Genomic DNA, 20,523 nt, shown 5'->3' on the forward strand with positions numbered 1-20,523 from the left:
TAATCGCGATGCTGCCTTTGGTCGCCCTGGTTGGACGGCCGAATGTCGGCAAGTCGACTATTTTCAATGCGCTTACGCGCACCCGTGACGCCCTGGTCCACGACCAGCCCGGCGTCACCCGCGACCGCAACTACGGCGTCTGCCGTCTCGACGAGGACAATCATTTCCTCGTCGTCGACACCGGCGGCATCGCGGAAGAGGAAGAAGGCCTGGCTGGCGCTACCACGCGCCAGGCCCGTGCCGCCGCTGCGGAAGCCGATCTGATCCTGTTCGTGGTCGATGCCCGTGACGGCAGCTCGGCCATGGACGATGAGATCCTGGCCTGGCTGCGCAAGCTGTCGCGCCCGACGCTGCTGCTGATCAACAAGATCGACGGCACCGACGAGGACAGCGTGCGTTCGGAGTTCGCCCGTTACGGCTTCAGCGAAATGCTGACCGTCTCGGCCGCGCATCGCCAGGGCCTGGATGACCTGCTCGAAGAAGTGGTGCAGCGCCTGCCGGAAGAAGGCAGCGGCGAAGAGCTGGACAACGATCCGAACCGCATCCGCATTGCCTTTGTCGGCCGCCCGAACGTGGGCAAGTCGACCCTGGTCAACCGCATCCTCGGCGAGGAGCGCATGATCGCCTCCGACGTGCCGGGTACCACCCGCGACTCGATCGCCGTGGACCTGGAGCGTGATGGCCGCGAGTACCGCCTGATCGACACCGCCGGCCTGCGCCGCCGTTCGCGCGTGGACGAGGTCGTCGAGAAGTTCTCGGTGGTCAAGACCATGCAGTCGATCGAGCAGTGCCAGGTGGCGGTGCTGATGCTGGACGCCACCGAAGGTGTGACCGACCAGGACGCCACCGTACTCGGCGCGGTGCTCGATGCCGGCCGCGCGCTGGTGATCGCCATCAACAAGTGGGATGGCCTGACCGAGTACCAGCGCGAGCAGGCCGAAACCATGCTGTCGCTTCGCCTGGGCTTCGTGCCATGGGCCGAATCGGTGCGCATCTCGGCCAAGCATGGCTCGGGCCTGCGTGAGCTGTTCCGTGCGGTGCACCGCGCGCACGAATCGGCGAACAAGACCTTCACCACCAGCGAAGTGAACAAGGCGCTGGAAGTGGCCTACGAGACCAACCCGCCGCCGACCATCCGCGGCCATGTCTCCAAGCTGCGTTACGTGCACCCGGCCGGTGCCAACCCGCCGACCTTCATCGTGCACGGCACCCGCCTGAAGGAACTGCAGGAGTCGTACAAGCGCTACCTGGAGAACTTCTTCCGCAAGCGCTTCAAGCTGATCGGCACGCCGGTGAGCTTCATCTTCCGCGAGGGTACCAACCCGTACGAGGGCAAGAAGAACGTCCTCACCGAGCGGCAGGTCAAGGCCAAGCGGCGCTTGATGAAGCACGTCAAGGGCAAGTGATGCAGAGAAAGGCGGCCGCAGGGCCGCCTTTCTTGTTTGTGGTAGTGCCGGCCGCTGGCCGGCAACCCGATGATGCCTGGCGTGTTCACGAGGTTGCCGGCCGGCGGCCGGCACTACCCCCACGTCTACAGATCTCGATCAGGGCGGAGTGCTGCGACGAGCGCGGCAATGCGGCAACGCGCATGGCATGCCTCGGCCGCGCCGCGATGTTGAAGCCGGTTGCATCTGGCTTGTGGCAGGGATCGATTCCGGCAGCTGCACCTGCCCCGTGATGCTTGCCCAGACCAGGGTCGTACCCAGTGCACCTGCCAGGTACGCCACCGACACCGCCCCGATCAGCAGGCCCGCAGCATGCTCCAGCCATGGAAGCAATCGGCAACACCCCTGTGCCCAGCGCGGATGGCTGCCGAGCCACGCCATCAGCAGGCCGAGCGACAGTGCGACGCCACTCAGGCAGGCCACGTAAGCGGCCTGGGTGCCAGTGTCGGCTACGAGGCCGGTAACCAGGGCTGCAATCGCGAACTGCAGCATCCAGTTGCTGCTGCTGGCGAACGCCAGCAGGCATCCTGCTTCGGCGAGCGGGCAACGGGAGCGGGCGCGCAGGCCCAAGGGCATCTGCAGGGAAAGCGGAGAGAACGGGGTCAAGCCGGCGTCGCGCAGGCACATACCCGCCAGGCGCAGCAGCAGGAGGCAGCCCACACACTGCATCGCCAGCGTCCACAGGCCGCGGTTTCCCAGCATGCCCGCTGCAACGAAAGCCGTCGCACAGATGACGCCCGTACCGACGGCGATACCGAACGACGTGGCCATGGCGGCGTGCCTGCCCGCGCCCATCGCGGTGCGCAGGATCTTCGCGTGATGCGAAGCAGGCAGGAGCATGGCGAAGCCGTACAACACCGCGACGATGAAGAACTGCTGCACGTAAACCTGCCACTGACCTACAGAAAGTGCAGAGTGTGGGCGGGTGTGAACGCGCCGTATTGAACGCCATTGCGACAGGCGCGAATCGCCGGCATCAGCCGGCCCACAGCGACACGACGATCCATAGCGCCAGTGCGATCATCAGAAGCCCTGCGGCCCGCTCCAGCCAGGGCAGGGCGCGTGCGAACCGACGCAGCACCCACGGGTGGCCGACCAGCGCGGCGACCAGCAGATCCCAAAGCAGGACAATGCCGAACATCCACGCGCCATAGAAGAATTTCGTTGTGGCGTTGGCCTGCGGGCCGTTGAGCATTGCCGCCAGCGTTGCGTAGAACAGCGCATTCTTCGGGTTCAGCAGCGCAGACAGGGCGCCCAGCCCTGCCGCCTTCCACCACCCGTGCGTATCGCCTGCGCGCGATTCCGTGGCAGGTGCCTGCAGCGTCGTAGAACCCGCATGGCGCAGGAACAGCGTGCCGAGGTACAGCAGGAAGCCGCAGCCCGCCAACTGCACCGCAATGAACCCTGCGCTGCCCGCGCGCAGCATGGCCATTCCAGTGAAAGCCGCGACGATGAAGACGCCGTTGCCAACGGCGATGCCTGCGCAGGCGCCACTGGCGGTGCGCCAGCCAGAGGTGATCGCGGTGCGTGCAACGAGGAAGAAATCGGGACCGGGTGAGAGCAGGGCGAGAAAATGTACGGTGGCGATGATCAGGAACTGTTCCATCGGGTCCGGCGGCGGCTGGCTGGGGCGCCAGTCTGGGGACGTGCCGCGCGGTGGTATTGAACGTTATTGCAGGCTCAGCGCCGGTACTGGCCTGGGGTCGCACCGGCGTGGGCCTTGAAGACCCGCTGGAAATGACTCTGGTCGGCAAAGCCCAGTGCATGCGCGACCACGGCTAGTGCCTGGCCTTCGCACAACCGTCGGCGAGCCTCCTGGATGCGCTGGTCGATCTGCCAGGCGTGTGGGGTCAGGCCCGTGGCACGTCGGAAGGCGCGGATCAGCTGGTAACGGCTCATGCCTGCCAGCGATGCGAGCTCCTGCAGGGCCGGGGTGTGTTCGAGCCGCTGGCGCAGAAGGTCCATCACCGGCTGCACCCGCTGCTGTAGTGCGGCGTCTTCAGGCGGGCCGGCGACGGCTACACCATCGAGTTCATCCAGATCGCCGACGAACGCGATCAGGGCGGCCTCTTTGGCGCTGACCGGATCGTCGGAGAAGAGTGTCTCGTTGAGCTGGCAGTACTGCTGGTAGCGCCGTTGGTGGTTCGAAATCCTGATCGGCTCGAGCTGCCAGTCGGGCCCGGGCTGGTTGCCGTACTCCTCGCGCACCTGGGTAATCCAGTGCGCATCCAGGTGCAGCATCTGGTAGCTCCAGGCCTGGCCGGGCAGGGGGTTGCAGGCATGCACGCGGCCCGCGGGTACGCCGACCAGGCTGCCGGGCTGCAGCAGGCGTGGTCCTTCCGCCGCGCCGGTGAACAGGCTGCTGCCGGCATCCACGGCACCGATCGAAAAGGTGTCATGGCTGTGCGCGCGATGGCAGGCGTGGCTGTCGCAGGCCCGTCGGCTTTCGACGAAGGGCATGCGCGGGTCGCGCCAGAATTCGGTGGCAGAGTGCATGCAGCGATTCCGGAATGCAGGGGGCAGCGCCCGCATGGTGCCATGTTGGGGCAGGGGCACGGCGCGGATGGGGTCGGCGCGGATGGTGTCAGATCCCATTTCCGATGGAAAAGGGATCTGACACCGGACAGCCCCACGCGCAGGGTCTGCGCGATAATGCCGCCATGAGCATCCAAGAGCTTTCACCCGTGCAGGCACGAGAGCGCCTGGCCCACGGCGCCGTGCTGATCGATGTGCGCGAGGCGCATGAACGAGCCGGCGGGATGGCCGAGGGCGCGCGCGGCGTGGCCAAGGGCGAGCTGCAGGCCGACCCGGTTGCGCATCTGCCGCGGCACGACCAGGAAATCCTGCTGATCTGCCAGAGCGGCAAGCGCTCGGCCGATGCCGCGCAGTTCCTGCAGGAGGCCGGCTACACCCACGTCGCGTCCGTGGCCGGCGGTACCGTGGCCTGGCGCGAGCAGTCGCTGCCGCTGGTGCAGCCGCTGGCCAGCGCCGCCGACCGCGATTTCTTTGATCGCTACTCGCGGCATCTGCTGCTGCCGCAGGTGGGTGAGGCCGGCCAGCGCACGTTGCAGCAGTCGCGCGTGCTGGTGCTGGGCGCGGGTGGGCTGGGCGCCCCGGCCGGCTTCTATCTGGCTGCGGCTGGGGTAGGGCACCTGCGCTTCGCCGACCACGACCGCGTGGAGCGCAGCAACCTGCACCGGCAGATCGTGCATACCGAAGCCAGCGTCGGCCAGCTCAAGGTCGATTCGGCGCGCGAGCGGCTGCTGGCGCTGAACCCGTCGATCGAGGTCGAGGCGGTGCCGGAGCGGGTCACGTCCGAGAACGTGGATGCGCTGCTGGAGGGCGTGGACGTGGTGCTGGACGGCTCAGACAACTTCCCGCTGCGCTACCTGCTCAACGACGCCTGCATCAAGCACGCCAAGCCGCTGGTGTACGCCGCCATCGAGCGCTTTGACGGCCAGGTGAGCGTGTTTGATGCCGGCCGCCAGCGTGGCGTGGCGCCGTGCTACCGCTGCCTGTTCCCCGAGCCACCGCCGCCGGAGTTCGCGCCGAACTGTTCCGAGGCGGGTGTGCTGGGTGTGCTGCCTGGCCTGGCTGGGGTGCTGCAGGCCACCGAGGTGCTGAAGCTGCTGCTGGGCATCGGCGAACCGCTGGTTGGCCGCCTGCTGCGTTTCGATGCGCTGGGCATGCGCTTCCGCGAGACCGGCATCCGGCCGGACCCGCACTGCCCGGTATGCGCGCCGGGCGTGCCGTTCCCGGGGTACATCGATTACGCCGCGTTCTGCCGGGGCAGGTGAACCCGGCCGGGGAGTGGATTGGTAGATGCCGACCTTGGTCGGCGCTCTTGTGCCAACCAAGGTTGGCACCTACCGAAGCGGGTGCATGGTTGGCGCCCGCCGATGCGCATGCATGGTTTCGGAATCCGGCATCCGGCCGGACCCGCATTGCCCGGTATGCGCGCCGGGCGTGCCGTTCCCGGGGTATATCGATTACGCCGCGTTCTGCCGGGGCGGGTGAACCCGGTAGCGCCGGGCCATGCCCGGCGAGCGCAGCGGCGCGCGCAGGTACATCCGCCGGGCATGGCCCGGCGCTACCGTTTATGGTTTCGGGATGATGCTGGGGGTCGCTCCCGGCATCGTTCCACCTCCAAGACAATCCGGCGCAACATGCGTGCTATTGCCGTCATCGGCATTGCTCTATTGTTGAACCCGATTCTGGATCTTGGGGAAAACACCGCATGGCGGTAGAAGCAGCGACCAGCGAGCTGGTCAAGGTCGTGGCCCTGTTGGGCGCGGCGGTGGTGATGGTGCCTTTGTTCCGCCGGGCCGGCCTGGGCTCGGTGCTGGGCTACTTCGCTGCCGGCCTGGCGATCGGACCGTTCGGGCTGGGCTGGTTCTCCGACCCGCAGTCGATCCTGCATACCGCCGAGCTCGGCGTGGTGATGTTCCTGTTCGTGATCGGCCTGGAAATGCGGCCGTCGCACCTGTGGAGCCTGCGCAAGGAAATCTTCGGGCTGGGCACGCTGCAGATCGTCACCTGTGCGGTGGTGCTGACCAGCATCGCCAAGCTGTTCGGCCTGCCGTGGCAGGTCGCCTTCATCGGCGCCACCGGCTTCGTGCTGACCTCCACCGCAGTGGTGATGCAGCTGCTGGCCGAGCGCGGTGACATCGCGTTGCCGTCGGGGCAGAAGATCGTCTCCATCCTGCTGTTCGAAGACCTGCTGATCGTGCCGTTGCTGGCGCTGGTGGCTTGGATGGGACCGAGTGCGGGCAGTGCCGATGGCGAGGGCTCGCGCTGGCTGTCGGTGGCGATCGGCGTCGGTGCCATCGTCGGCCTGGTGCTGGTCGGCCGCTTCCTGCTCAACCCGCTGTTCCGCGTGCTGGCCGAATCGAAGGCGCGCGAGGTGATGACCGCCGCCGCATTGCTGGTGGTGCTGGGCGCGGCGCTGCTGATGCAGCTGTCCGGACTGTCGATGGCGATGGGCGCGTTCCTCGCCGGCGTGCTGCTGAGTGAGTCGACCTTCCGTCACCAGATCGAGGCGGACATCGAGCCGTTCCGCGGCATCCTGCTCGGCCTGTTCTTCCTCAGCGTGGGCATGGCGCTGGACCTGAGCGTGGTGGCCGCGCACTGGCAGCTGATCCTCGGCCTGGTGCTGGCGCTGATGGCGGCCAAGGCGCTGTGCATCTACGTGGTGGCGCGCATCATGGGCAGCGACCACGCGCAGGCGCTGGACCGTGGCGTGCTGATGGCGCAGGGCGGCGAGTTCGCCTTCGTACTGTTCTCTGCTGCCGCATCGGCCGGCGTGATCGACCTGGAGATCAATGCCAACTTCACCGCCGTGGTGGTGCTGTCGATGGCGCTGACCCCGCTGGTGGTGCTGGTCTACAAGCGCATCGCGCCGAAGCCGACGGTGAACATGGACGGCGTGGACGAGGCCGATGGCCTGTCCGGCAGCGTGCTGCTGATCGGCTTCGGCCGCTTCGGCCAGGTCGCCAGCCAGTCGCTGCTGGCGCGCGACGTGGACGTGACCATCATCGACAATGATGTGGAGATGATCCAGAGCGCGGCGCGGTTCGGTTTCAAGATCTACTACGGCGACGGCACGCGTCTGGATGTGCTGCACGCCTCCGGCGCGGCCAACGCACGTGCGATTGCGGTGTGCGTGGACAAGGCCGATGCCGCCGACCGCATCGTGGAATTGGTGGCGCACGAGTTCCCGCAGGCCAAGCTGATGGTGCGCTCGTTCGACCGCGAGCATTCGCTGCGGCTGATCCATGCCGGTGTCGATTTCCAGATTCGCGAGACCTTTGAATCGGCAGTGCTGTTTGGCCAGGCCGCGCTGGTGGAACTGGGGGCGGACGAGGACGACGCGATCGAGATCGCCGAGCAGATCCGTCGCCGCGATGCCGAGCGCTTCGAGTTGGAAATTGCCGGCGGTGGTTTGAATGCTGGTGCACGGATGATCTACGGCAACAGCCCGCAGGGCGTGCCGACGCCGACGCCGTTTACCGCGCCGAAGCGGGAGAGCAAGACGCTGAACCCGCAGGATGTGCCGGAAGAGGAAGAGTAGCCCCCGGTAGTGCCGGCCGCTGGCCGGCAGATACGGGAACGTTCCGACGTCATGAGGTTGCCGGCCAGCGGCCGGCACTACCGGAGGTTGGCAATTTGCGTCACCCCGGGGTCAGAGCCCTTTGCCTGCGGCAAAGGGATCCGACCCCATCAGGACCCCATTCTGCGGTGGGCGAGGGGGCCTGAATCGGGGACAATAGCGTCCCCGCCGCCCCACGCCTGCTCCCGATGACCGATTCCGCCTCCCAGCTTCCTGCCCGCATCCTTGATGGCCGCCGTATCGCCGAGGACCTGCTCGACAGCCTGAAGGTGCGCGTCGACGCCCGCGTGGCCGCCGGCGGCAGCCGCCCGGGCCTGGCCGTGGTGCTGGTCGGTGGCGACCCGGCTTCGACCGTGTACGTGCGCAACAAGCGCCGTGCCGCCGAGAAGGTCGGCATCGAAGCACATGACTACGACCTGCCGGCCGGTACCACCGAAGCCGAACTGCTCGACCTGATCGACCAGCTCAACGCCGACCCCAAGATCAACGGCATCCTGATCCAGCTGCCGCTGCCGGGCATCCCCGACGCACGCCGGCTGATCCAGCGCATCGACCCGCGCAAGGACGTGGACGGTTTCCACCCGGAAAACGTCGGCCACCTGGCCCTGCGCGAGTTCGGCCTGCGCCCGTGCACCCCGCGCGGTATCACCACGCTGCTGGGCCACACCGACCAGCCGGTGCGCGGCCGCAACGCCACCATCGTGGGCGTGAGCAACCACGTTGGCCGCCCGATGGGCCTGGAGCTGCTGATTGCCGGCTGCACGGTGACCAGCTGCCACAAGTTCACCCCCAAGGACGTGCTGGAACAGGCCGTGCGCAATGCCGACATCCTGGTGGTGGCGGTGGGCCGTCCGGACATCGTGCCGGGCGAGTGGGTGAAGCCGGGCGCGGTGGTGATCGACGTGGGCATCAACCGGTTGGATGACGGCCGCCTGGTGGGCGACGTCGGGTTTGAAGCGGCCGCCCAACGGGCCAGCTGGATTACCCCGGTGCCGGGTGGTGTCGGTCCGATGACCGTGGCCACGTTGATGCAGAACACCCTGGAAGCCGCGGAAGCGCTGAGCTGACCTTTTGGGGTGGGTGCCGACCGTTGGTCGGCACAATGCCGGCAGGCCGATGACCCGCTCCTGGTAGGTGCCAACCTTGGTTGGCACGATCCGTCCGGCGCCTGTGCCCCAGATGGGGTGAAGGCAGCTCCCTGATTGTGCCAACCAAGGTTGGCACCTACCAAAGGCGGTTCCGTGGCGATTCCATGTCCATGGCGGTTCCATGGGTGCCAACCTTGGTTGGCACGATCCGTCCGGCGCCTGTGCCCCAGATGGGGTGATGGCCTCTCCCTGTTTGTGCCAACCAAGGTTGGCACCTACCAAAGGCGGTTCCGAGGCGGTTCCATGTCCATGGTGAACAGGGGTGAGATATATCAGGGGTGTTGGCGAGATATATGCCGGACAACCCCGGACAACGCGGGATTACCGCTCACCTTCATTCAACACTCATTGCGCGTGGCGCAATCACTCGCCGGCCTGTTCCAGGTTAGCGAGTTGCGTGAGGATCTGATGCTCTCGAACTCTAAGCTGCCCCAATTCGACCAGTAGCCCGATCTTGCTGCTGCTCAAGGCCCCAGACTTCCGACGACGCTGCATCATCGTGGCGATGATATCTCCATCTTCAGCGTCCAAAGTGCGGAGTTGCTGTGAGTAGTCGTTGACCGTCGTCTTGCTGATGGAAAAGCCGAGCTCAGCCAGCCATTGGGAGATTTCGACAGACTGCGAATACCCGTTGTTCCGCAGTCTCTCCTGTACCTCGGCCAGGACTGCAGGTGGCAGCGTGGTCATTTTGGGCGGTCTGGGCATGGCTTCTCTCGAAAGTTGCAGTCAGGGCGATGAGCGGAACAGATCCAGTTGATCAAGCCCGCCGGCACGATCCTGAGCCCGACGGATCAGCCGGCGAATGCTTCTTTCGTGCATCCCGGTCTCGTGGGCCAGTTTAGCGGTCGAAGCGCCGGCCAGGTAGGCGCGCAAGATCTCGATCTCCCGCTGCGTAGCTTTGAAGTGCGCATCCTTCGGGTACGTGATGGTCTGCCCGCCCCAGTGTTCAGCCAGGCTATCGGCCACCGCTGCTCCCACCAGGTCAGCAACCTCGGCTGGAAGCGCATGCTCACGACTCAGCAGACCTGCCACCACTTCGGCAATCTCGCTGAGAAGCTCATGACGGCGGGCCTCCATCGACCTCATGCCGAAGGGGCCTCCCGCCGGGCGCGGCGATTGGCATCGATCTGAAGAGCGGCAATCACTTTGGACAACTGATCCGGGTTGCACCATTCCAGGCGTCCTACCTTGAACATGTGGCGGGCCACCGAGTGGGCATATTCCCACTCACGCCCCGAATCAGCCAGCAGGGCTTCGATCTTGGACAGCTGAGGGGATAGGTCGCCCTTGGGGCGGCCTGCCCATCGTTTGGCTGCGTACGCCGCCTTGGCGGGAATTCCACCCAGGCGACGCAGCTCGTTGGCGATCGCATCGAGCTGCCGGCGATCGCACTTGCCGGCGCTTCGCTGGGCGGCCCCGTGCTCCTTGGAGACGCGCTCAACCAGGTCACGGTAGACGTCCTCGGAGAGGCCGAGCTTCTTGGCGCCGGCGTGGATCGCGGCCAGCACCCGGTTACGGCCGTCGCCGGCCTTGCGAACGCGCGTCATGCCTTGCTCCTTGCGCCCTGAGCGGCCCGGAGGGCGGTCTGCCATGCCGGCACTTCCTGACCGGCATGATCCAAGAGCCGCCGCAGTCCTTCGCGCGCACCAGGCACGATACGGCCGCCGTCCTTCAGGACGGCGGCCACCTGGGACTTCTTCGTCAGCGGATTGCGGCGGATCAGCGGCCCCTCGCTCGCGGCCAGCTCTGGCGGGAGCCGGAAAAGCGGGACGGTGTAGGTTGCCCGCATGGCCGGCCAGTGGCCGCGCTGGCTCTCACTGCCCATCTCCATGAGGTCCGCCGGCACTGCCCGCCGCAGTTTGCGGTCGGCGAAGAACGCTGGCGTCGAACCAGGCGGCATCAGGTAGCCAAGAACCGCATCCACCGCCGCTCGAACGGCTGAGCGTGACGGGCCGTTGGCCACGGCGCGAGGCGCGGACTTGTAGGCCCGCCATGCCGCGTCGTACACGGTCTCATCCATGAGACACCTCCACTTCCTCGACCTGCATGAGGCAGGAATCGAGATCGGGCCGGTCGTCCCAATCGACCAAGCGGATGCCGTGGGGCGACGGCCAGCCCTCCAGCTGATCGAACTCACGCTGCATACCCTCGGTCGAGTAGCTGGAGTTCACGTCCAGCACCCACCCCATGAACTCGGCACCCGCCATCTTGATGACGGCCAGTACCGCGTCGCCGTCGGCTTCTCCAAGGCGCTCATCGGCACCGGTCCAGAACTTGTTGATTTCCGTCGCCAGCTTCGGCGTCAAGATGCTGTGGTCGATCTCAAGCTGTACCTGGCCTTCGCCCCAGTCACGTTCAATCTTGTAGCGCTTGATGGTCATGCCGGGCCTCACGGGTTCGTTGAAAGGTGGAAGGCCTGTTCCAGCAGCACGAACAGGTAGCGAATCTCACCGCTCTGGAGGGCGAAGCGGGCATCGAACTCGGCGCGATGGCTATCGGCGTCGGCTTGCTCCAACTGCGAGAGCGCACCGTCCAGGAACTTCAGCTTTCGCACCACCAGGTCATCGCCCAGCTCGAAGGACAGCGCGTCCTCCAGCACCAGGGCCAACTTGGTGACCTGCTTGCCGGCATCCAGGTGCTTGTCGATCTCGTCGCTGCGCAGTTCCTGGTCGCTGCAGCGCACCTTGGCGCCACCCTCGACCGGATCGCGCAGCTCGGCGGACTCTCCAAGGGATAGCCCGTCCGGCAGCGGCTCGCCAGCGATCCAGCCGGTCAGGATCGAGCGCGGCGCGACCTGGGCATTCAGCGGGATTGCCGGGAAGCTGCCCAGCAGGCCACGGATATCGGACACGAAGGCCTCGCCCACCTTGCGGCTGGAGGTATCCACGGCCACATAGCCGTGGGTGAGGTCCAGGATCGCGTCGTGGCGAGTGTTCTTGACGAAGGCCTTGGGCAGCAGCTCGTGCAGGATGTCGTCCTTCATGCGCTTGCGCTCGCGGCCACCGGGTCGGCGCCCCTGTTCCTGCTCCATGACCTGAAGACGGCTCTCCAGCGCACGGTTGACCACCGCTCCGGGCAGAATCTTGTCCTCGCCACCCACCGTCAGCCAGAGGAAGTTGCCCTGCCGGCACGACAGGTGCTCCTGCTCCTCGCGACCGAAGGGGGAAATGAAGCCGCGCGAGTTCATTTCCAGCGGACCGACCGGCTTCAGAACGCCATACGGCAGCACGGATTCGACTTCGGAGAAGTCGGTGCTGGTCGGAAAGCGGAACAGCACCAGGTTACGCATGAACATGGCGGTTCTCCTTTGAGTCGGTGTTGCGGTTGCTGGCGCGCAGTGCGCCCCAGCGCAGCCGACGCGGATGCTGGGAACACCACGCAAGCCAAGCCCCAAGCGCGTCACCCTTTGCCCGCTGCGTCTGCGCCTCTGGCACACCCGGTACAAGCAGCATCCCCTGCATCATTCCCTTTCCGTGCCTGGCTGCGACGCTGATCACCTTGCGCAGCTGCGCGCTGCTCCCTTCGGCAATGAAGATTGCGCCGTCCGGCACGTTTGTTCCGAAGCCGATCTGGCCATTGGCCCAGCAGTACGCGATCACAATTGCACCTCGCAGATGGATTTCTGAACCTCGTGGATCAGATCCAAACGTTGGTTGGCGGCAGCCAGCGCGGCGGCCATCGCGCCCACCGCCTGCTGAGCGCAGGGGCCGCACATGGGCGACTCGGGCGCACCGGTGGGCATGTCGCAGTTGACGCAGGCATGACGCGGCCCGGTGGTGGCCACCTCGGGGTCGGTGCGATCTTCGAAGTGCAGCAGCGCCGGCTGGGAGATGTGGCGCTTCAGGCGCCAGGGCAACGCGTCTCCGCGCGCCTCGATGTACCGCACTGCCTGACGGACGGCATAGCGAGCAGCGGTCGCGTCTTCGCCTTGGACGTTGCCGCAGGTGGCGTCGAAAAAGCGCAACCCGTCCAGCTCGACGGCCAGAGCGTGGATCTCGACGTCGGCCCGCGCCGCTCGGTCGGCGATCTCCACCGCCAGGGCCAAGGTGCTGGCATTGAGTGCACCGCGAACACCGTCGAAGCGGAAGGTGCAGGTGTCTCGGATCTTCGGCATGTCAGACTCCGGCCACGTCGAGGGAAATCGGCTGGTACTGACCCCGTGCATCGCGCTCGTAGAAGCGCACGTAGGTCTTGCTGCACACCACCGTCACCGCATCACTGATCGCGGTCATTGCCCGCTGCCAGCGGGCGTCATCGAACTGCAGCCGGCGCAGTGACAGCACCTCTGCCGTCTTGATGCTGCCGTCCTGGCCCACCTTGAAGGCGCTGTTGACCAGGGTGCGCAGCTCGGCGCGTGAGCCTTCGGTCCAGTCGTTCAGGCACTCATCGATGAGGGCCTTGGCGGCCTGCAGGCGCTCATCGAACTGGATGGTGTCCTGGCAGGCGCGCAGGATCTTGAAGCGGCCATCGTAGGAATACAGGCTGACGTTGCCCTTGTCGCCGCCGATCTTGGCGCCGTACTGCTCGCCGCTGAGCTGCACGAACGCGCCGATATCGGCGAACGTATCCGCCTTGAACGTGCGCAGTGCTTCGCGCAGTTCCAGGGCGCGCTGGATCTTCTCCTGCACCAGCTGGTCACGCGCCAGATCGATCGGCTTGATCTGTGCCTCGGGCACCAGCCGACCGTTACGGTCCTCGCGGTAGCCTTCGGGAATGGATGGGGTCATTGGGCGCCTCCTTGGGCGGCGGGGGTGACAAACGGTTGAGTGGGCCGAAGGACATCGGGGACTCCTTCGACATGGATAGGGCTGGTGGCGGTGAACCAGTCGGCGCGCCAGCGGCGGGCGGCATCCAGCGAGATGCCGAGCAGGCCGGAAATGCGCTGTGGTGTGAGCTGGCGCGGGTTCTGCGTACGCGCCCACAGCGCAAAGCGCATCGCGCGCAGGTGGTCGTAGCGCTGGCGGCCGGTGCGTGCCATCACTCCACCCCACCGAAGATGCGATCGAAGTGGCTATGCAGCGAATCGACCAAGCGACCACCGAGGTAAGGCGGCAGCTCGCCTTCCAGATCCTCCTGGGACTGGCACACGGTGCCGATGGAGGGCGTCAGCGGGCCTTTGTCGAAGGCGGGACCTTCGTAGCCCCCGGCAGCAGATCGGGCCTTCTGCGCCCCTGTCGTACCCGGGCGAATGCCGCGCACGCGCTGTGCCTGCGCGGCCGCCAGCGCCACCTGGTCGATCTTCCAGTCGGGGTTGAGGCGGTAGTTGCGGGCCAGCCCTTCGCCGACGCGCAGGATCATTCCGCACCGCACCGCCTTGGCGACCGCGTTGGACACATAGCCGCGGTAATGGAAGCCGTGCTCCATCACCCGATCGATCAGATCCGCAGAACGGACCACGCTGGCGCCCAGTGATAGGGCGATAGCGTGCTGCAGTGCGACGCTGGGGATGGCGCTCATGGCTGAACAACCTGCGGTTGGGTGATGCCGGCTTCCGTACGCGTCAGCACGATGACCGGTGCAGGGCTGGGCGTGGTGCGAGCGACTACGCAAACCACCGCGCGGTGCTTGCCGTCGACCTTGCTGCGGGCCTGGGCGTCTTCGATCGCCTTGGCCGAGTCGGTGAAGGTGTCGCCACCCACCCACTCAGCAGGGACCACCAGGAACTGGCCGCGCTCAGCCATGAGCCACCTCCCGCAGCATCGGAGAACGCTGGGTCCACTCCAGCTGAACGCCCTGGTACTCAGCGGCCATCACGCGGTCCTGCCCGCCGCTGCCGTTGGGCTGGCGGCGCTTGAGGTGGCCACCCACCATCGTGGGAGGGCGGTCCAGAATCAGCACCGCGCGACGGCCGTTGCTGTGCAGGCCCAGGATCTCGATGCCGCTGTTCTCCAGCTCGCGGGCAGTGTTCGCGGCGGCATACAGCACATCGGAGTTACGTTCATGGTTCATGGTTGGATTCCTCGTCGGTAGCGGGCTTGTCCAGCCCGAGTTGTCCGTACAGATCCGGGAGCGCAACGCGCTTCATCGCGCTGACCTGCTCCAGGGAGGTCATGGCGCGCCCGACCAGGAAGGTGCAGGCGCGGTCCAGTTCGGCCGCACTGGCGGCAAGGTGGTAACCGTGAGCCGGGTGGGCGCAGATCGGGTGCCCCTCGCGCCGCAGCTGCTCGATGATCTGGCGCAGGCGGCGCTCGTCGGCGGAGCTGGTACGTGAGGTGATCTGCTGCACCAGGTCGCGGGCGGTGATGCCGTTGACGGCGCCGCGACGGCCCTGCAGCTGCAAAAGCACCGTCCGTGGGGACAGCTCTTGCGGTAGCAGGGCCAGCTGCATGTCAGATGGCCCCCCGATCAATGCCGGCGGCGATCGCCAGGTCCAGGATCTCGTCCAGTTCCAGTAGCCAGCGCTTGTCGGTGCTCTTCGAGATCACCAGCACGCCGCTGTGGATCCATACCTCGACCAGGTACTCACGCCTGGAGTCAGGGTCCTGCACTTGGACGGTTCCCACTCGCGACGCTGTGGGGAACATGTGGCAGTCCTGCACCAGCACCCCGATGGACTTCTTTCGCTGGGGGTGCTGGGCGCTGTGGCGCTTGCGGTTGTGCACCTGGCCAAGGCAACGCTGGAGGGTCGGAACGGCCATCATTCCTCCTCGTCGTCGTCGCCGTCGCGCAGCTGGTCGACCAGCGCTCGCAGCTGCTGCAGGTTGAGGCTGTCCAGCAGCGAGGCCATGCTCTGGCCGTCGCGCCATTCGATGCCGGCACGGCGGAACAGGTCGCGGTGCATCACCGTTACCTGCCGGTCGGGCAGCTCGGCATCGCGCATCAAGTAGAAAGCGAAGCTGCGCAGGTACTGCGACCCAGAGCTGTTGAAATCAGCCATGAGCCACCCCTTCACGCCGCAGCACATCGGCCGGAACATGGGCAGTGATGCGCTCCCAGTTGGCGCGCGGCACGATCACTACCTGCAGGATGTCCACGTTTACCGGTGCAGGACGGTCTTGCATCTCGAAGGGAACCGCCACAACGCGCGTTGCAAGCGGCCACTGCGCCGTCATCGGCTCAACCACCATGCCTTCTACGGCCGGCCAGCCTTCAGTTCGAATGGCCATCTCACACCCCCCGCACGACGTCGGCGGTGACGGTCGGCACGCCCAGGTCAGCGGCGCGGTTCATCGCGGCGGTGAGCGCGTTCTGGACGGCCAGCGGGTAGAGCAGCGAGCCCGCACCGCGCGAGGGAACCAGCTTGGCGCGCAGCGCGTCGATGGCGCTCTGTTCCACCACCTTGTCCAGCGGCACCTGGGCGCGCTTGAAGCGGTGAGTCAGGTAGGCGCCCAGCTCATTGTCCAGCGGCGGCAGCGTGATGATTTCAATGCGCTGTACTACTTCGCGCACCTCCGGGTTGTGTTCGGAGAGCTTCACGCCCAGCTCGGGCTGGCCGATCAGGATCACCGACAGCAGTGGGCGCAGGCCGTCCTTCAGCTCGCGGAAGCGCTTGAGGTGCTTCAGGGTTGGCAGCGGCAGGCTGTGGGCCTCTTCAATCACCAGAACGTGGCTGTGACCGGCGCGGGCGCTGTCACGCAGCGATTCGTGCAGTTGGCGGAAGCGGGCTTCGGGGCTGCTCTTCGGCTTGGCCAGCGGCGCGACGGCGGCCATGATCGCCTCAGCGATGTGGTGGCTGCGCAGGGTCTTGCCCACCGCATCGCTGCCTTCGCTGGCCAGCACGTAGGGCTTGATCACAATGACGGCCTGTTCCTCGCGCTGGATGCGATCGACCAGGTCTTCGCACAGCGTGCTCTTGCCGGCACCGCTCTCGCCGATCACCGCAGCGAAGCCGCCGTGGCGGGCAACCTGGTACATGCTCTCGCGGACATAGCGGATATCCGGAGAGAGGAACACGTCTTCGGCGCTGGCTGGATCGGCGAAGGGATTGGTGGTCAGGCCGAAGTGGCGCTTGGCCTGTGGGGTCAATGCCTGAAAACGCAGTAGCATGGGATCTTCCTCGTCGTGAATGTCGTTGTCGCTATCGGTGTCTTGCGTTGGGGAAACCGGGGCCGGCGTGTTGGAGCACGTCGGCCCCTCCTTTTCATGCCAGTGGGCGTCGGTCACGCCGTGCTGGGTCAGGCAGGAACTGATGGCAGCGCGCACCGCTGCTGGATCGCAGCTGGTGGGCAGCTGGCCGTGATTGATCAGGGCATTGAGGGCCGGTCGGCTCAGGCCGGCGGCTGTGGCCAGCACGCCCTGCTTGATGCCGGCATCGGTGAGCAGGCGCTTCAGGCGCAGCGTCATGCCGCACCTCCTTCCACCAGGCGCAGGCCGCCGCGCTCCGGCGTCGCCAAGGTTTGTGCCCAGGACTCGACCTGATCCACCGGCAGGCCTTCAGGCCAGCGCTGGGCGGTGCGTGCGTAGTGGTCGGGCAACCAGGCCGAACCGGCTGCCTCCACCAGTGGCTTCAGGCGCATTGCCGCTTCCACGTGGTTCAGTGGCGGCAGTTCGGCGCGGATCGGCGTAATGGAATCGACGTTGAAGCGAGGCGCTTCCACCACATCGGGGACGGCAACATCGACTCGGTGTCCGCGGCGCGGCAGGTGCTGGATCTCCGGTGCCTGCTGCACCGATTTGTACGGATCGATCCGTCCCCCGAACGGCATTGCCTTGCCCTTACGCTGCGCCTTGGCCTGCTCGTCGGTCTGCGCATCCATCGCCAGACGTTCGACCCGCTTGCGGTTGGTATCGGCCGGCGTATCGGACTGCGCACGGTAGGTACCGACCGCCACTGCGCCGGTAAAGCCGTAGGCGTCGGCCTCCAGCGGCTCCATCGTGTACCAGGTATCGCGCCCAGCGTCGTCGGTGAACAGGGCCTGCGCTCCGAATTCGCTGCCGAAGGCATTGCGGGCCACAGTCAGCTTCTGGCCCACGATCACACCCGGGACGCCGGATACATCAAAGCTCTTGCCCAGGAAGCTGATCCGCAGCAGCGGGCTGACCTTGCGCAGTTCCGGTGCTCGGGTAGCAAGCTTCATGCAATCCTCGACAGCCGGTACCAACCGCAGCTGATCCGGTTTGATCGTCATCCACGCCTGATAGCGCGAGGATTTGTGCCGGGTGTGCTGAGCGGTGGCATTGAAGTTGCGCATCCAGCGCCATGCCGAGTCATTGAGCTGCTCCAGGCTCTGTACGTTGTCAAAGCGCAGGCGATGCTCGAACTTGCGCTCGATCAGGTCGTTGGTCTTCTCGACCTGGCCCTTGGCCCACGGCTGGCCGGGCTGGTTGATCCAGATACGGATGCCCAGCGCGGCACACAGGTTCTTGAACATCGCGCCGGTATTGGCGCTGCCCGGATCCACCATCACCATCATCGGCGCACCGCACAGCGGGTCAGCCGCGCCGCGATACTGCATGGCATTGATGAACGTACGGCACAGGTTCTCGCCGCTCTCCGCGCCCAGCACGTACTCCACGTAGAAGGCACCGCTGGTGTGGTCGGTGAACACGTAGCGCCAGACGCGCTCGTTCTCTACGCGCGCCAGGTTCTTCGGCTTGTTCTTGTAGAACTCGCTGGCAGGCATCGCGTGCAGGCCATCCTGCCGCTTGAGGTAATACAGCACGCACAGGCTGGGATCGGCCTGCCACACCTGGTTGGGGTGTTCGCTGGCCAGCTGCACCTTCGGGGCCGGCGCTGACAGCTGATCCGGGTGTAGGCGATTGACGCGCAGAGCCTTGGCCGCCGAGCTCTCGCTCAGCTGACGGATCTCACCCGTTTCACCATCGATCACCTCGCCGCGCACCATGTCGTTGGCGCGAAGCATGTCGATGGCCTCGCCGATGCTGGCCAGGCGCTTGCCGGTGCCGCGGCGTGATTCGAGCAGCACTGCCGAAATCAGCTCCAGTTCCTCAAGGGTCCATCCCGAATTGCCGCGATCGCTGCGGCGCTTGCGAGGCTTCAGCGAACAGGTCAGCTTCGAGACCTGTCGATACAGTGTCTGCACGCTGCAGCCCCATTCGGCGGCGTATCGCTCGGCAATGGCGCGCTTCTGGCCGTGGCCGGCGCAGAGCAGGTCAGCAGCGGCCTGCTCGATCAAGCTGGCGCTGAGGGCCATATCAGCCCTCCCGCTTCCAGTCGGCCAGGCGGCGGTCATGGATCACCGTCACGCCGACCTCCTGGTGGTCGCGGACAAGGCGCAGGTCGTTGATCAGGCTGGCGATCAGGCCGGCAACCTGCTCTTCGACATTGAGGTCGTGCTGTTCGGCGTGCCGCAGCAGCGCGATCACCGCGCCACTGAAGCCGGCTTCTTCACTGCCACTGGCAATGGCGATGCGCACTTGGGATGCGGCCTGCTCCAGTTGGGAAAGCAGCTCCTGAGACTGCTCGTCGGGAGTAGCCTTCTTCCACTTTCGCTGCGCTTTTGCCGTCTTCTCCTCCGCCTTGTTGAGATCGTCGCTCAACTTGGTGATGCGCTGGTCCTTGGCATCGGCATCGGCGCGCGTTTCACGGAGCGCTTGCCGAAGCTGACTGGCACTCATGCGCTCAACGTCGTCGAGGGTGATCCCGGCTACGGACTCGCCGGAATCCAAGGCCTCGAGCTCTTCATCGTCCAGTACCGCCAGCTCCAGCACCTTGGTCTGGGTGCCAGCTGCGGCCAAAAGCGACTTCGAGTCGCTTTTGGAGAACTTGAGGGCAACCGTCATGAACTTTTGAGCCATGCGCGGATGGATGCCTCGCGCCTGGGCCTGCTGCTGGAACTCACCATGCGCGGTTTGTTCTTTGATCAGCAGCAGACCTCGCCCCATCTCCAGAACGTCTTCTACCGAGCGACGCTGGCGGTACTCAACCATGCTCCACAACGAGTCGGTGTCCAGGGCGCCGACATAGCCGAGGGTGGTGGCCAGGGTCTTTACCTGTGCCTCGGCCTGCGCCAGAACCTGAAGCTCCTGATTGCGCTGGACCAGATTGCCTGCATCAAGATCCTGGCTTGCCGGCTCGGCCTGAGCGAGCGGCTTGGCGCCGCGCTTGTTGGGTTGCTTCTCTGCCATTTCGATCCTCGTCATCAGTTGGGGCTACGGCTGTAGCGGTTCTTGAAGTCGTTCAGCTGCTGCTCTTCGCGGAGCACCTCGGCTAGATGTGCCAAGGCGATCTGGACAATTCGGGGGGACAGGCGCCAGTTGTCCTGGTCGTAGGGGGAGCGCTCGACCAGGCCGTCTTCGGCCATGCGTTGCAGGTTGCGCAGCGTGGTGCTGGGGGATTCGCCGATACCGTCGGCAATGGGCTTCAGACGCAGGCCGTTGCGGCTATGCCCGGCCAGAGCGAACAGCAGGCGGGCGAAGATGCTCTGCTCGCTCATGCCGCAGCTCCCTGCTGGCGGCGGGCCAGCTCCTTCAGGATGCGAGCGGCGCGGCGATCGGCCGCGTCCACGGCACCCGCCAGCGGCAGGGTGTTGGCCAGCGGCTCGTCCGATTCGACGGCGCACTGCCAGTTGTTCACAGCGGTGGCGTACTGGTCACGGGCCGAGGCAAGCAACAGCTCCAGTTCGCGGGTGGGCACCTCATCCAGGGGGCGGCCGGAAGTGTTCATGCCACGTCCCTCACGCCGGCTGCCTTGAGCAGTTGGGCGCGCAGCGCCTGGCCCTTCGGGCCCGCCCAAGTGCCGTAGATAGCCTGACGGGCTGCGCTGGGGTTCACGCCGTGCTGGCGGCACCAGGCGCTGACGGTAGTGTTCTGGAGGGTCATGCCGGCGCGGACCTTGTTCATCAGATCGCGTCCGGGAGGTAGGTGCTGAACCATGTCGTATCCTTGCGGTGTTGTTTAAACCGGGCAGGACAAGAATGGT

30 protein-coding genes are annotated in these 20,523 nt (G+C 66.0%); 4 read left to right on the forward strand and 26 right to left on the reverse strand.

Features of this window, described 5'->3' with window-relative positions; all coding sequences use genetic code 11:
* Positions 1–8 precede the first annotated feature (8 nt).
* Positions 9–1,406, forward strand: coding sequence for a ribosome biogenesis GTPase Der (gene der, locus AC3ITW_RS08925; protein ID WP_006361683.1), 1,398 nt, complete (start codon positions 9–11; stop codon positions 1,404–1,406).
* 138 nt (positions 1,407–1,544) lie between these two features.
* On the opposite strand, the gene AC3ITW_RS08930 is transcribed toward der, so the two are convergent.
* The 3 genes from AC3ITW_RS08930 to AC3ITW_RS08940 all read right to left on the reverse strand — a co-directional run bounded on the left by AC3ITW_RS08930 (position 1,545) and on the right by AC3ITW_RS08940 (position 3,941).
* Complete coding sequence (locus AC3ITW_RS08930; RefSeq protein ID WP_012510801.1) at positions 1,545–2,327, reverse strand: hypothetical protein; 783 nt, start codon at positions 2,325–2,327, stop codon at positions 1,545–1,547.
* A 94-nt stretch (positions 2,328–2,421) separates the two neighbouring features.
* Positions 2,422–3,051 carry a LysE family translocator gene (locus AC3ITW_RS08935; protein ID WP_006361782.1) on the reverse strand — a complete coding sequence of 210 codons (630 nt, stop codon included), beginning with the start codon at positions 3,049–3,051 and terminating at the stop codon, positions 2,422–2,424.
* Between the two features lie 74 nt (positions 3,052–3,125).
* Positions 3,126–3,941 (reverse strand): helix-turn-helix domain-containing protein, encoded by an 816-nt coding sequence (locus AC3ITW_RS08940; protein WP_489390243.1) that lies wholly within the window; start codon positions 3,939–3,941, stop codon positions 3,126–3,128.
* Positions 3,942–4,105: 164 nt separating this feature from the next.
* Here AC3ITW_RS08940 and moeB point away from each other — a divergent pair, with 164 nt between their 5' ends.
* The 3 genes from moeB (at position 4,106) to folD (ending at position 8,621) form a co-directional block, all read left to right on the forward strand.
* A complete protein-coding gene (gene moeB, locus AC3ITW_RS08945; protein WP_489390244.1) occupies positions 4,106–5,242 on the forward strand; it encodes a molybdopterin-synthase adenylyltransferase MoeB in 1,137 nt (378 codons plus the stop codon).
* A 440-nt stretch (positions 5,243–5,682) separates the two neighbouring features.
* On the forward strand, positions 5,683–7,515 hold the full coding sequence (locus AC3ITW_RS08950) for a monovalent cation:proton antiporter-2 (CPA2) family protein (protein WP_489390245.1): 1,833 nt from the start codon (positions 5,683–5,685) through the stop codon (positions 7,513–7,515).
* Between the two features lie 227 nt (positions 7,516–7,742).
* Positions 7,743–8,621, forward strand: coding sequence for a bifunctional methylenetetrahydrofolate dehydrogenase/methenyltetrahydrofolate cyclohydrolase FolD (gene folD / locus AC3ITW_RS08955; protein ID WP_485616684.1), 879 nt, complete (start codon positions 7,743–7,745; stop codon positions 8,619–8,621).
* A gap of 444 nt (positions 8,622–9,065) precedes the next feature.
* On the opposite strand, the gene AC3ITW_RS08960 is transcribed toward folD, so the two are convergent.
* From AC3ITW_RS08960 to AC3ITW_RS09070, 23 genes are read right to left on the reverse strand one after another with little or no spacing between them, the layout of a single operon-like run.
* Positions 9,066–9,389: a phage protein Gp27 family protein gene (locus AC3ITW_RS08960; protein WP_485617711.1), complete on the reverse strand. Its 324-nt coding sequence runs from the start codon at positions 9,387–9,389 to the stop codon at positions 9,066–9,068.
* A gap of 39 nt (positions 9,390–9,428) precedes the next feature.
* Positions 9,429–9,779 (reverse strand): Mor transcription activator family protein, encoded by a 351-nt coding sequence (locus AC3ITW_RS08965; protein ID WP_049440566.1) that lies wholly within the window; start codon positions 9,777–9,779, stop codon positions 9,429–9,431.
* Positions 9,780–9,784: 5 nt separating this feature from the next.
* The gene (locus AC3ITW_RS08970; RefSeq protein WP_049403076.1) at positions 9,785–10,249 is read right to left on the reverse strand and encodes a regulatory protein GemA; all 465 of its coding nucleotides are present in this window, start codon (positions 10,247–10,249) and stop codon (positions 9,785–9,787) included.
* Positions 10,246–10,722 (reverse strand): hypothetical protein, encoded by a 477-nt coding sequence (locus AC3ITW_RS08975; RefSeq protein WP_485617708.1) that lies wholly within the window; start codon positions 10,720–10,722, stop codon positions 10,246–10,248. Before AC3ITW_RS08975 ends, AC3ITW_RS08970 begins: the two co-directional genes overlap by 4 nt.
* Positions 10,715–11,083, reverse strand: a complete 369-nt coding sequence (locus AC3ITW_RS08980) for a DUF2528 family protein (RefSeq protein ID WP_049403075.1) — start codon at positions 11,081–11,083, stop codon at positions 10,715–10,717. Before AC3ITW_RS08980 ends, AC3ITW_RS08975 begins: the two co-directional genes overlap by 8 nt.
* Before the next feature lie 8 nt (positions 11,084–11,091).
* On the reverse strand, positions 11,092–11,997 hold the full coding sequence (locus tag AC3ITW_RS08985; protein WP_049440562.1) for a recombination-associated protein RdgC: 906 nt from the start codon (positions 11,995–11,997) through the stop codon (positions 11,092–11,094).
* Entirely contained in the window at positions 11,984–12,301 is a 318-nt protein-coding gene (locus AC3ITW_RS08990) for a hypothetical protein (RefSeq protein WP_065428103.1), read from the reverse strand. The genes AC3ITW_RS08985 and AC3ITW_RS08990 overlap by 14 nt, the downstream gene beginning before the upstream one ends.
* The gene (locus AC3ITW_RS08995; RefSeq protein WP_049440560.1) at positions 12,298–12,816 is read right to left on the reverse strand and encodes a hypothetical protein; all 519 of its coding nucleotides are present in this window, start codon (positions 12,814–12,816) and stop codon (positions 12,298–12,300) included. Before AC3ITW_RS08995 ends, AC3ITW_RS08990 begins: the two co-directional genes overlap by 4 nt.
* Position 12,817: 1 nt before the next feature.
* Positions 12,818–13,429, reverse strand: coding sequence for a DUF3164 family protein (locus AC3ITW_RS09000; RefSeq protein ID WP_489390246.1), 612 nt, complete (start codon positions 13,427–13,429; stop codon positions 12,818–12,820).
* A complete protein-coding gene (locus AC3ITW_RS09005) occupies positions 13,426–13,683 on the reverse strand; it encodes a hypothetical protein (protein WP_126929422.1) in 258 nt (85 codons plus the stop codon). Before AC3ITW_RS09005 ends, AC3ITW_RS09000 begins: the two co-directional genes overlap by 4 nt.
* On the reverse strand, positions 13,680–14,159 hold the full coding sequence (locus AC3ITW_RS09010; protein ID WP_485617705.1) for a hypothetical protein: 480 nt from the start codon (positions 14,157–14,159) through the stop codon (positions 13,680–13,682). Before AC3ITW_RS09010 ends, AC3ITW_RS09005 begins: the two co-directional genes overlap by 4 nt.
* Positions 14,156–14,383 (reverse strand): hypothetical protein, encoded by a 228-nt coding sequence (locus tag AC3ITW_RS09015; protein WP_049397735.1) that lies wholly within the window; start codon positions 14,381–14,383, stop codon positions 14,156–14,158. Before AC3ITW_RS09015 ends, AC3ITW_RS09010 begins: the two co-directional genes overlap by 4 nt.
* Positions 14,376–14,651 carry a hypothetical protein gene (locus tag AC3ITW_RS09020; RefSeq protein ID WP_164171611.1) on the reverse strand — a complete coding sequence of 92 codons (276 nt, stop codon included), beginning with the start codon at positions 14,649–14,651 and terminating at the stop codon, positions 14,376–14,378. The genes AC3ITW_RS09015 and AC3ITW_RS09020 overlap by 8 nt, the downstream gene beginning before the upstream one ends.
* Entirely contained in the window at positions 14,641–14,982 is a 342-nt protein-coding gene (locus AC3ITW_RS09025) for a hypothetical protein (RefSeq protein ID WP_485619583.1), read from the reverse strand. The genes AC3ITW_RS09020 and AC3ITW_RS09025 overlap by 11 nt, the downstream gene beginning before the upstream one ends.
* 49 nt (positions 14,983–15,031) lie before the next feature.
* Positions 15,032–15,340: a hypothetical protein gene (locus AC3ITW_RS09030; protein ID WP_485617701.1), complete on the reverse strand. Its 309-nt coding sequence runs from the start codon at positions 15,338–15,340 to the stop codon at positions 15,032–15,034.
* The gene (locus AC3ITW_RS09035; protein WP_100470009.1) at positions 15,340–15,579 is read right to left on the reverse strand and encodes a hypothetical protein; all 240 of its coding nucleotides are present in this window, start codon (positions 15,577–15,579) and stop codon (positions 15,340–15,342) included. Before AC3ITW_RS09035 ends, AC3ITW_RS09030 begins: the two co-directional genes overlap by 1 nt.
* A complete protein-coding gene (locus tag AC3ITW_RS09040) occupies positions 15,572–15,808 on the reverse strand; it encodes a hypothetical protein (protein ID WP_489390247.1) in 237 nt (78 codons plus the stop codon). Before AC3ITW_RS09040 ends, AC3ITW_RS09035 begins: the two co-directional genes overlap by 8 nt.
* Position 15,809: 1 nt before the next feature.
* The gene (locus tag AC3ITW_RS09045) at positions 15,810–16,985 is read right to left on the reverse strand and encodes an ExeA family protein (RefSeq protein WP_485617699.1); all 1,176 of its coding nucleotides are present in this window, start codon (positions 16,983–16,985) and stop codon (positions 15,810–15,812) included.
* Complete coding sequence (locus tag AC3ITW_RS09050; protein ID WP_049440548.1) at positions 16,982–18,796, reverse strand: DDE-type integrase/transposase/recombinase; 1,815 nt, start codon at positions 18,794–18,796, stop codon at positions 16,982–16,984. The genes AC3ITW_RS09045 and AC3ITW_RS09050 overlap by 4 nt, the downstream gene beginning before the upstream one ends.
* Before the next feature lies 1 nt (position 18,797).
* The gene (locus AC3ITW_RS09055) at positions 18,798–19,745 is read right to left on the reverse strand and encodes a hypothetical protein (RefSeq protein WP_485617697.1); all 948 of its coding nucleotides are present in this window, start codon (positions 19,743–19,745) and stop codon (positions 18,798–18,800) included.
* The gene (locus tag AC3ITW_RS09060; RefSeq protein ID WP_485617695.1) at positions 19,745–20,038 is read right to left on the reverse strand and encodes a helix-turn-helix domain-containing protein; all 294 of its coding nucleotides are present in this window, start codon (positions 20,036–20,038) and stop codon (positions 19,745–19,747) included. Before AC3ITW_RS09060 ends, AC3ITW_RS09055 begins: the two co-directional genes overlap by 1 nt.
* Positions 20,035–20,268: a hypothetical protein gene (locus AC3ITW_RS09065; protein ID WP_485617693.1), complete on the reverse strand. Its 234-nt coding sequence runs from the start codon at positions 20,266–20,268 to the stop codon at positions 20,035–20,037. Before AC3ITW_RS09065 ends, AC3ITW_RS09060 begins: the two co-directional genes overlap by 4 nt.
* The gene (locus AC3ITW_RS09070; protein WP_152906961.1) at positions 20,265–20,444 is read right to left on the reverse strand and encodes a hypothetical protein; all 180 of its coding nucleotides are present in this window, start codon (positions 20,442–20,444) and stop codon (positions 20,265–20,267) included. The genes AC3ITW_RS09065 and AC3ITW_RS09070 overlap by 4 nt, the downstream gene beginning before the upstream one ends.
* Between the last annotated feature and the right edge of the window lie 79 nt (positions 20,445–20,523).

The organism is Stenotrophomonas sp. KH_052 (assembly GCF_057838755.1).

Coding starts and splice junctions, on each gene's coding strand:
- AC3ITW_RS09040 (WP_489390247.1), bottom strand. CDS start 15,808: ATGGCCATTCGAACTGAAGGCTGGCCGGCCGTAGAAGGCATGGTGGTT.
- AC3ITW_RS08975 (WP_485617708.1), bottom strand. CDS start 10,722: ATGGATGAGACCGTGTACGACGCGGCATGGCGGGCCTACAAGTCCGCG.
- AC3ITW_RS09065 (WP_485617693.1), bottom strand. CDS start 20,268: ATGAACACTTCCGGCCGCCCCCTGGATGAGGTGCCCACCCGCGAACTG.
- AC3ITW_RS08980 (WP_049403075.1), bottom strand. CDS start 11,083: ATGACCATCAAGCGCTACAAGATTGAACGTGACTGGGGCGAAGGCCAG.
- AC3ITW_RS09060 (WP_485617695.1), bottom strand. CDS start 20,038: ATGAGCGAGCAGAGCATCTTCGCCCGCCTGCTGTTCGCTCTGGCCGGG.
- AC3ITW_RS08995 (WP_049440560.1), bottom strand. CDS start 12,816: ATGCCGAAGATCCGAGACACCTGCACCTTCCGCTTCGACGGTGTTCGC.
- AC3ITW_RS09010 (WP_485617705.1), bottom strand. CDS start 14,159: ATGAGCGCCATCCCCAGCGTCGCACTGCAGCACGCTATCGCCCTATCA.
- AC3ITW_RS08935 (WP_006361782.1), bottom strand. CDS start 3,051: ATGGAACAGTTCCTGATCATCGCCACCGTACATTTTCTCGCCCTGCTC.
- AC3ITW_RS08970 (WP_049403076.1), bottom strand. CDS start 10,249: ATGACGCGCGTTCGCAAGGCCGGCGACGGCCGTAACCGGGTGCTGGCC.
- AC3ITW_RS09070 (WP_152906961.1), bottom strand. CDS start 20,444: ATGAACAAGGTCCGCGCCGGCATGACCCTCCAGAACACTACCGTCAGC.
- AC3ITW_RS08950 (WP_489390245.1), top strand. CDS start 5,683: ATGGCGGTAGAAGCAGCGACCAGCGAGCTGGTCAAGGTCGTGGCCCTG.
- AC3ITW_RS09020 (WP_164171611.1), bottom strand. CDS start 14,651: ATGAACCATGAACGTAACTCCGATGTGCTGTATGCCGCCGCGAACACT.
- AC3ITW_RS08940 (WP_489390243.1), bottom strand. CDS start 3,941: ATGCACTCTGCCACCGAATTCTGGCGCGACCCGCGCATGCCCTTCGTC.
- AC3ITW_RS08965 (WP_049440566.1), bottom strand. CDS start 9,779: ATGGAGGCCCGCCGTCATGAGCTTCTCAGCGAGATTGCCGAAGTGGTG.
- AC3ITW_RS08960 (WP_485617711.1), bottom strand. CDS start 9,389: ATGACCACGCTGCCACCTGCAGTCCTGGCCGAGGTACAGGAGAGACTG.
- AC3ITW_RS08985 (WP_049440562.1), bottom strand. CDS start 11,997: ATGTTCATGCGTAACCTGGTGCTGTTCCGCTTTCCGACCAGCACCGAC.
- AC3ITW_RS09015 (WP_049397735.1), bottom strand. CDS start 14,383: ATGGCTGAGCGCGGCCAGTTCCTGGTGGTCCCTGCTGAGTGGGTGGGT.
- der (WP_006361683.1), top strand. CDS start 9: ATGCTGCCTTTGGTCGCCCTGGTTGGACGGCCGAATGTCGGCAAGTCG.
- AC3ITW_RS09055 (WP_485617697.1), bottom strand. CDS start 19,745: ATGACGAGGATCGAAATGGCAGAGAAGCAACCCAACAAGCGCGGCGCC.
- AC3ITW_RS09045 (WP_485617699.1), bottom strand. CDS start 16,985: ATGACGCTGCGCCTGAAGCGCCTGCTCACCGATGCCGGCATCAAGCAG.
- folD (WP_485616684.1), top strand. CDS start 7,743: ATGACCGATTCCGCCTCCCAGCTTCCTGCCCGCATCCTTGATGGCCGC.
- AC3ITW_RS09050 (WP_049440548.1), bottom strand. CDS start 18,796: ATGGCCCTCAGCGCCAGCTTGATCGAGCAGGCCGCTGCTGACCTGCTC.
- AC3ITW_RS09000 (WP_489390246.1), bottom strand. CDS start 13,429: ATGACCCCATCCATTCCCGAAGGCTACCGCGAGGACCGTAACGGTCGG.
- moeB (WP_489390244.1), top strand. CDS start 4,106: ATGAGCATCCAAGAGCTTTCACCCGTGCAGGCACGAGAGCGCCTGGCC.
- AC3ITW_RS09030 (WP_485617701.1), bottom strand. CDS start 15,340: ATGGCCGTTCCGACCCTCCAGCGTTGCCTTGGCCAGGTGCACAACCGC.
- AC3ITW_RS09035 (WP_100470009.1), bottom strand. CDS start 15,579: ATGGCTGATTTCAACAGCTCTGGGTCGCAGTACCTGCGCAGCTTCGCT.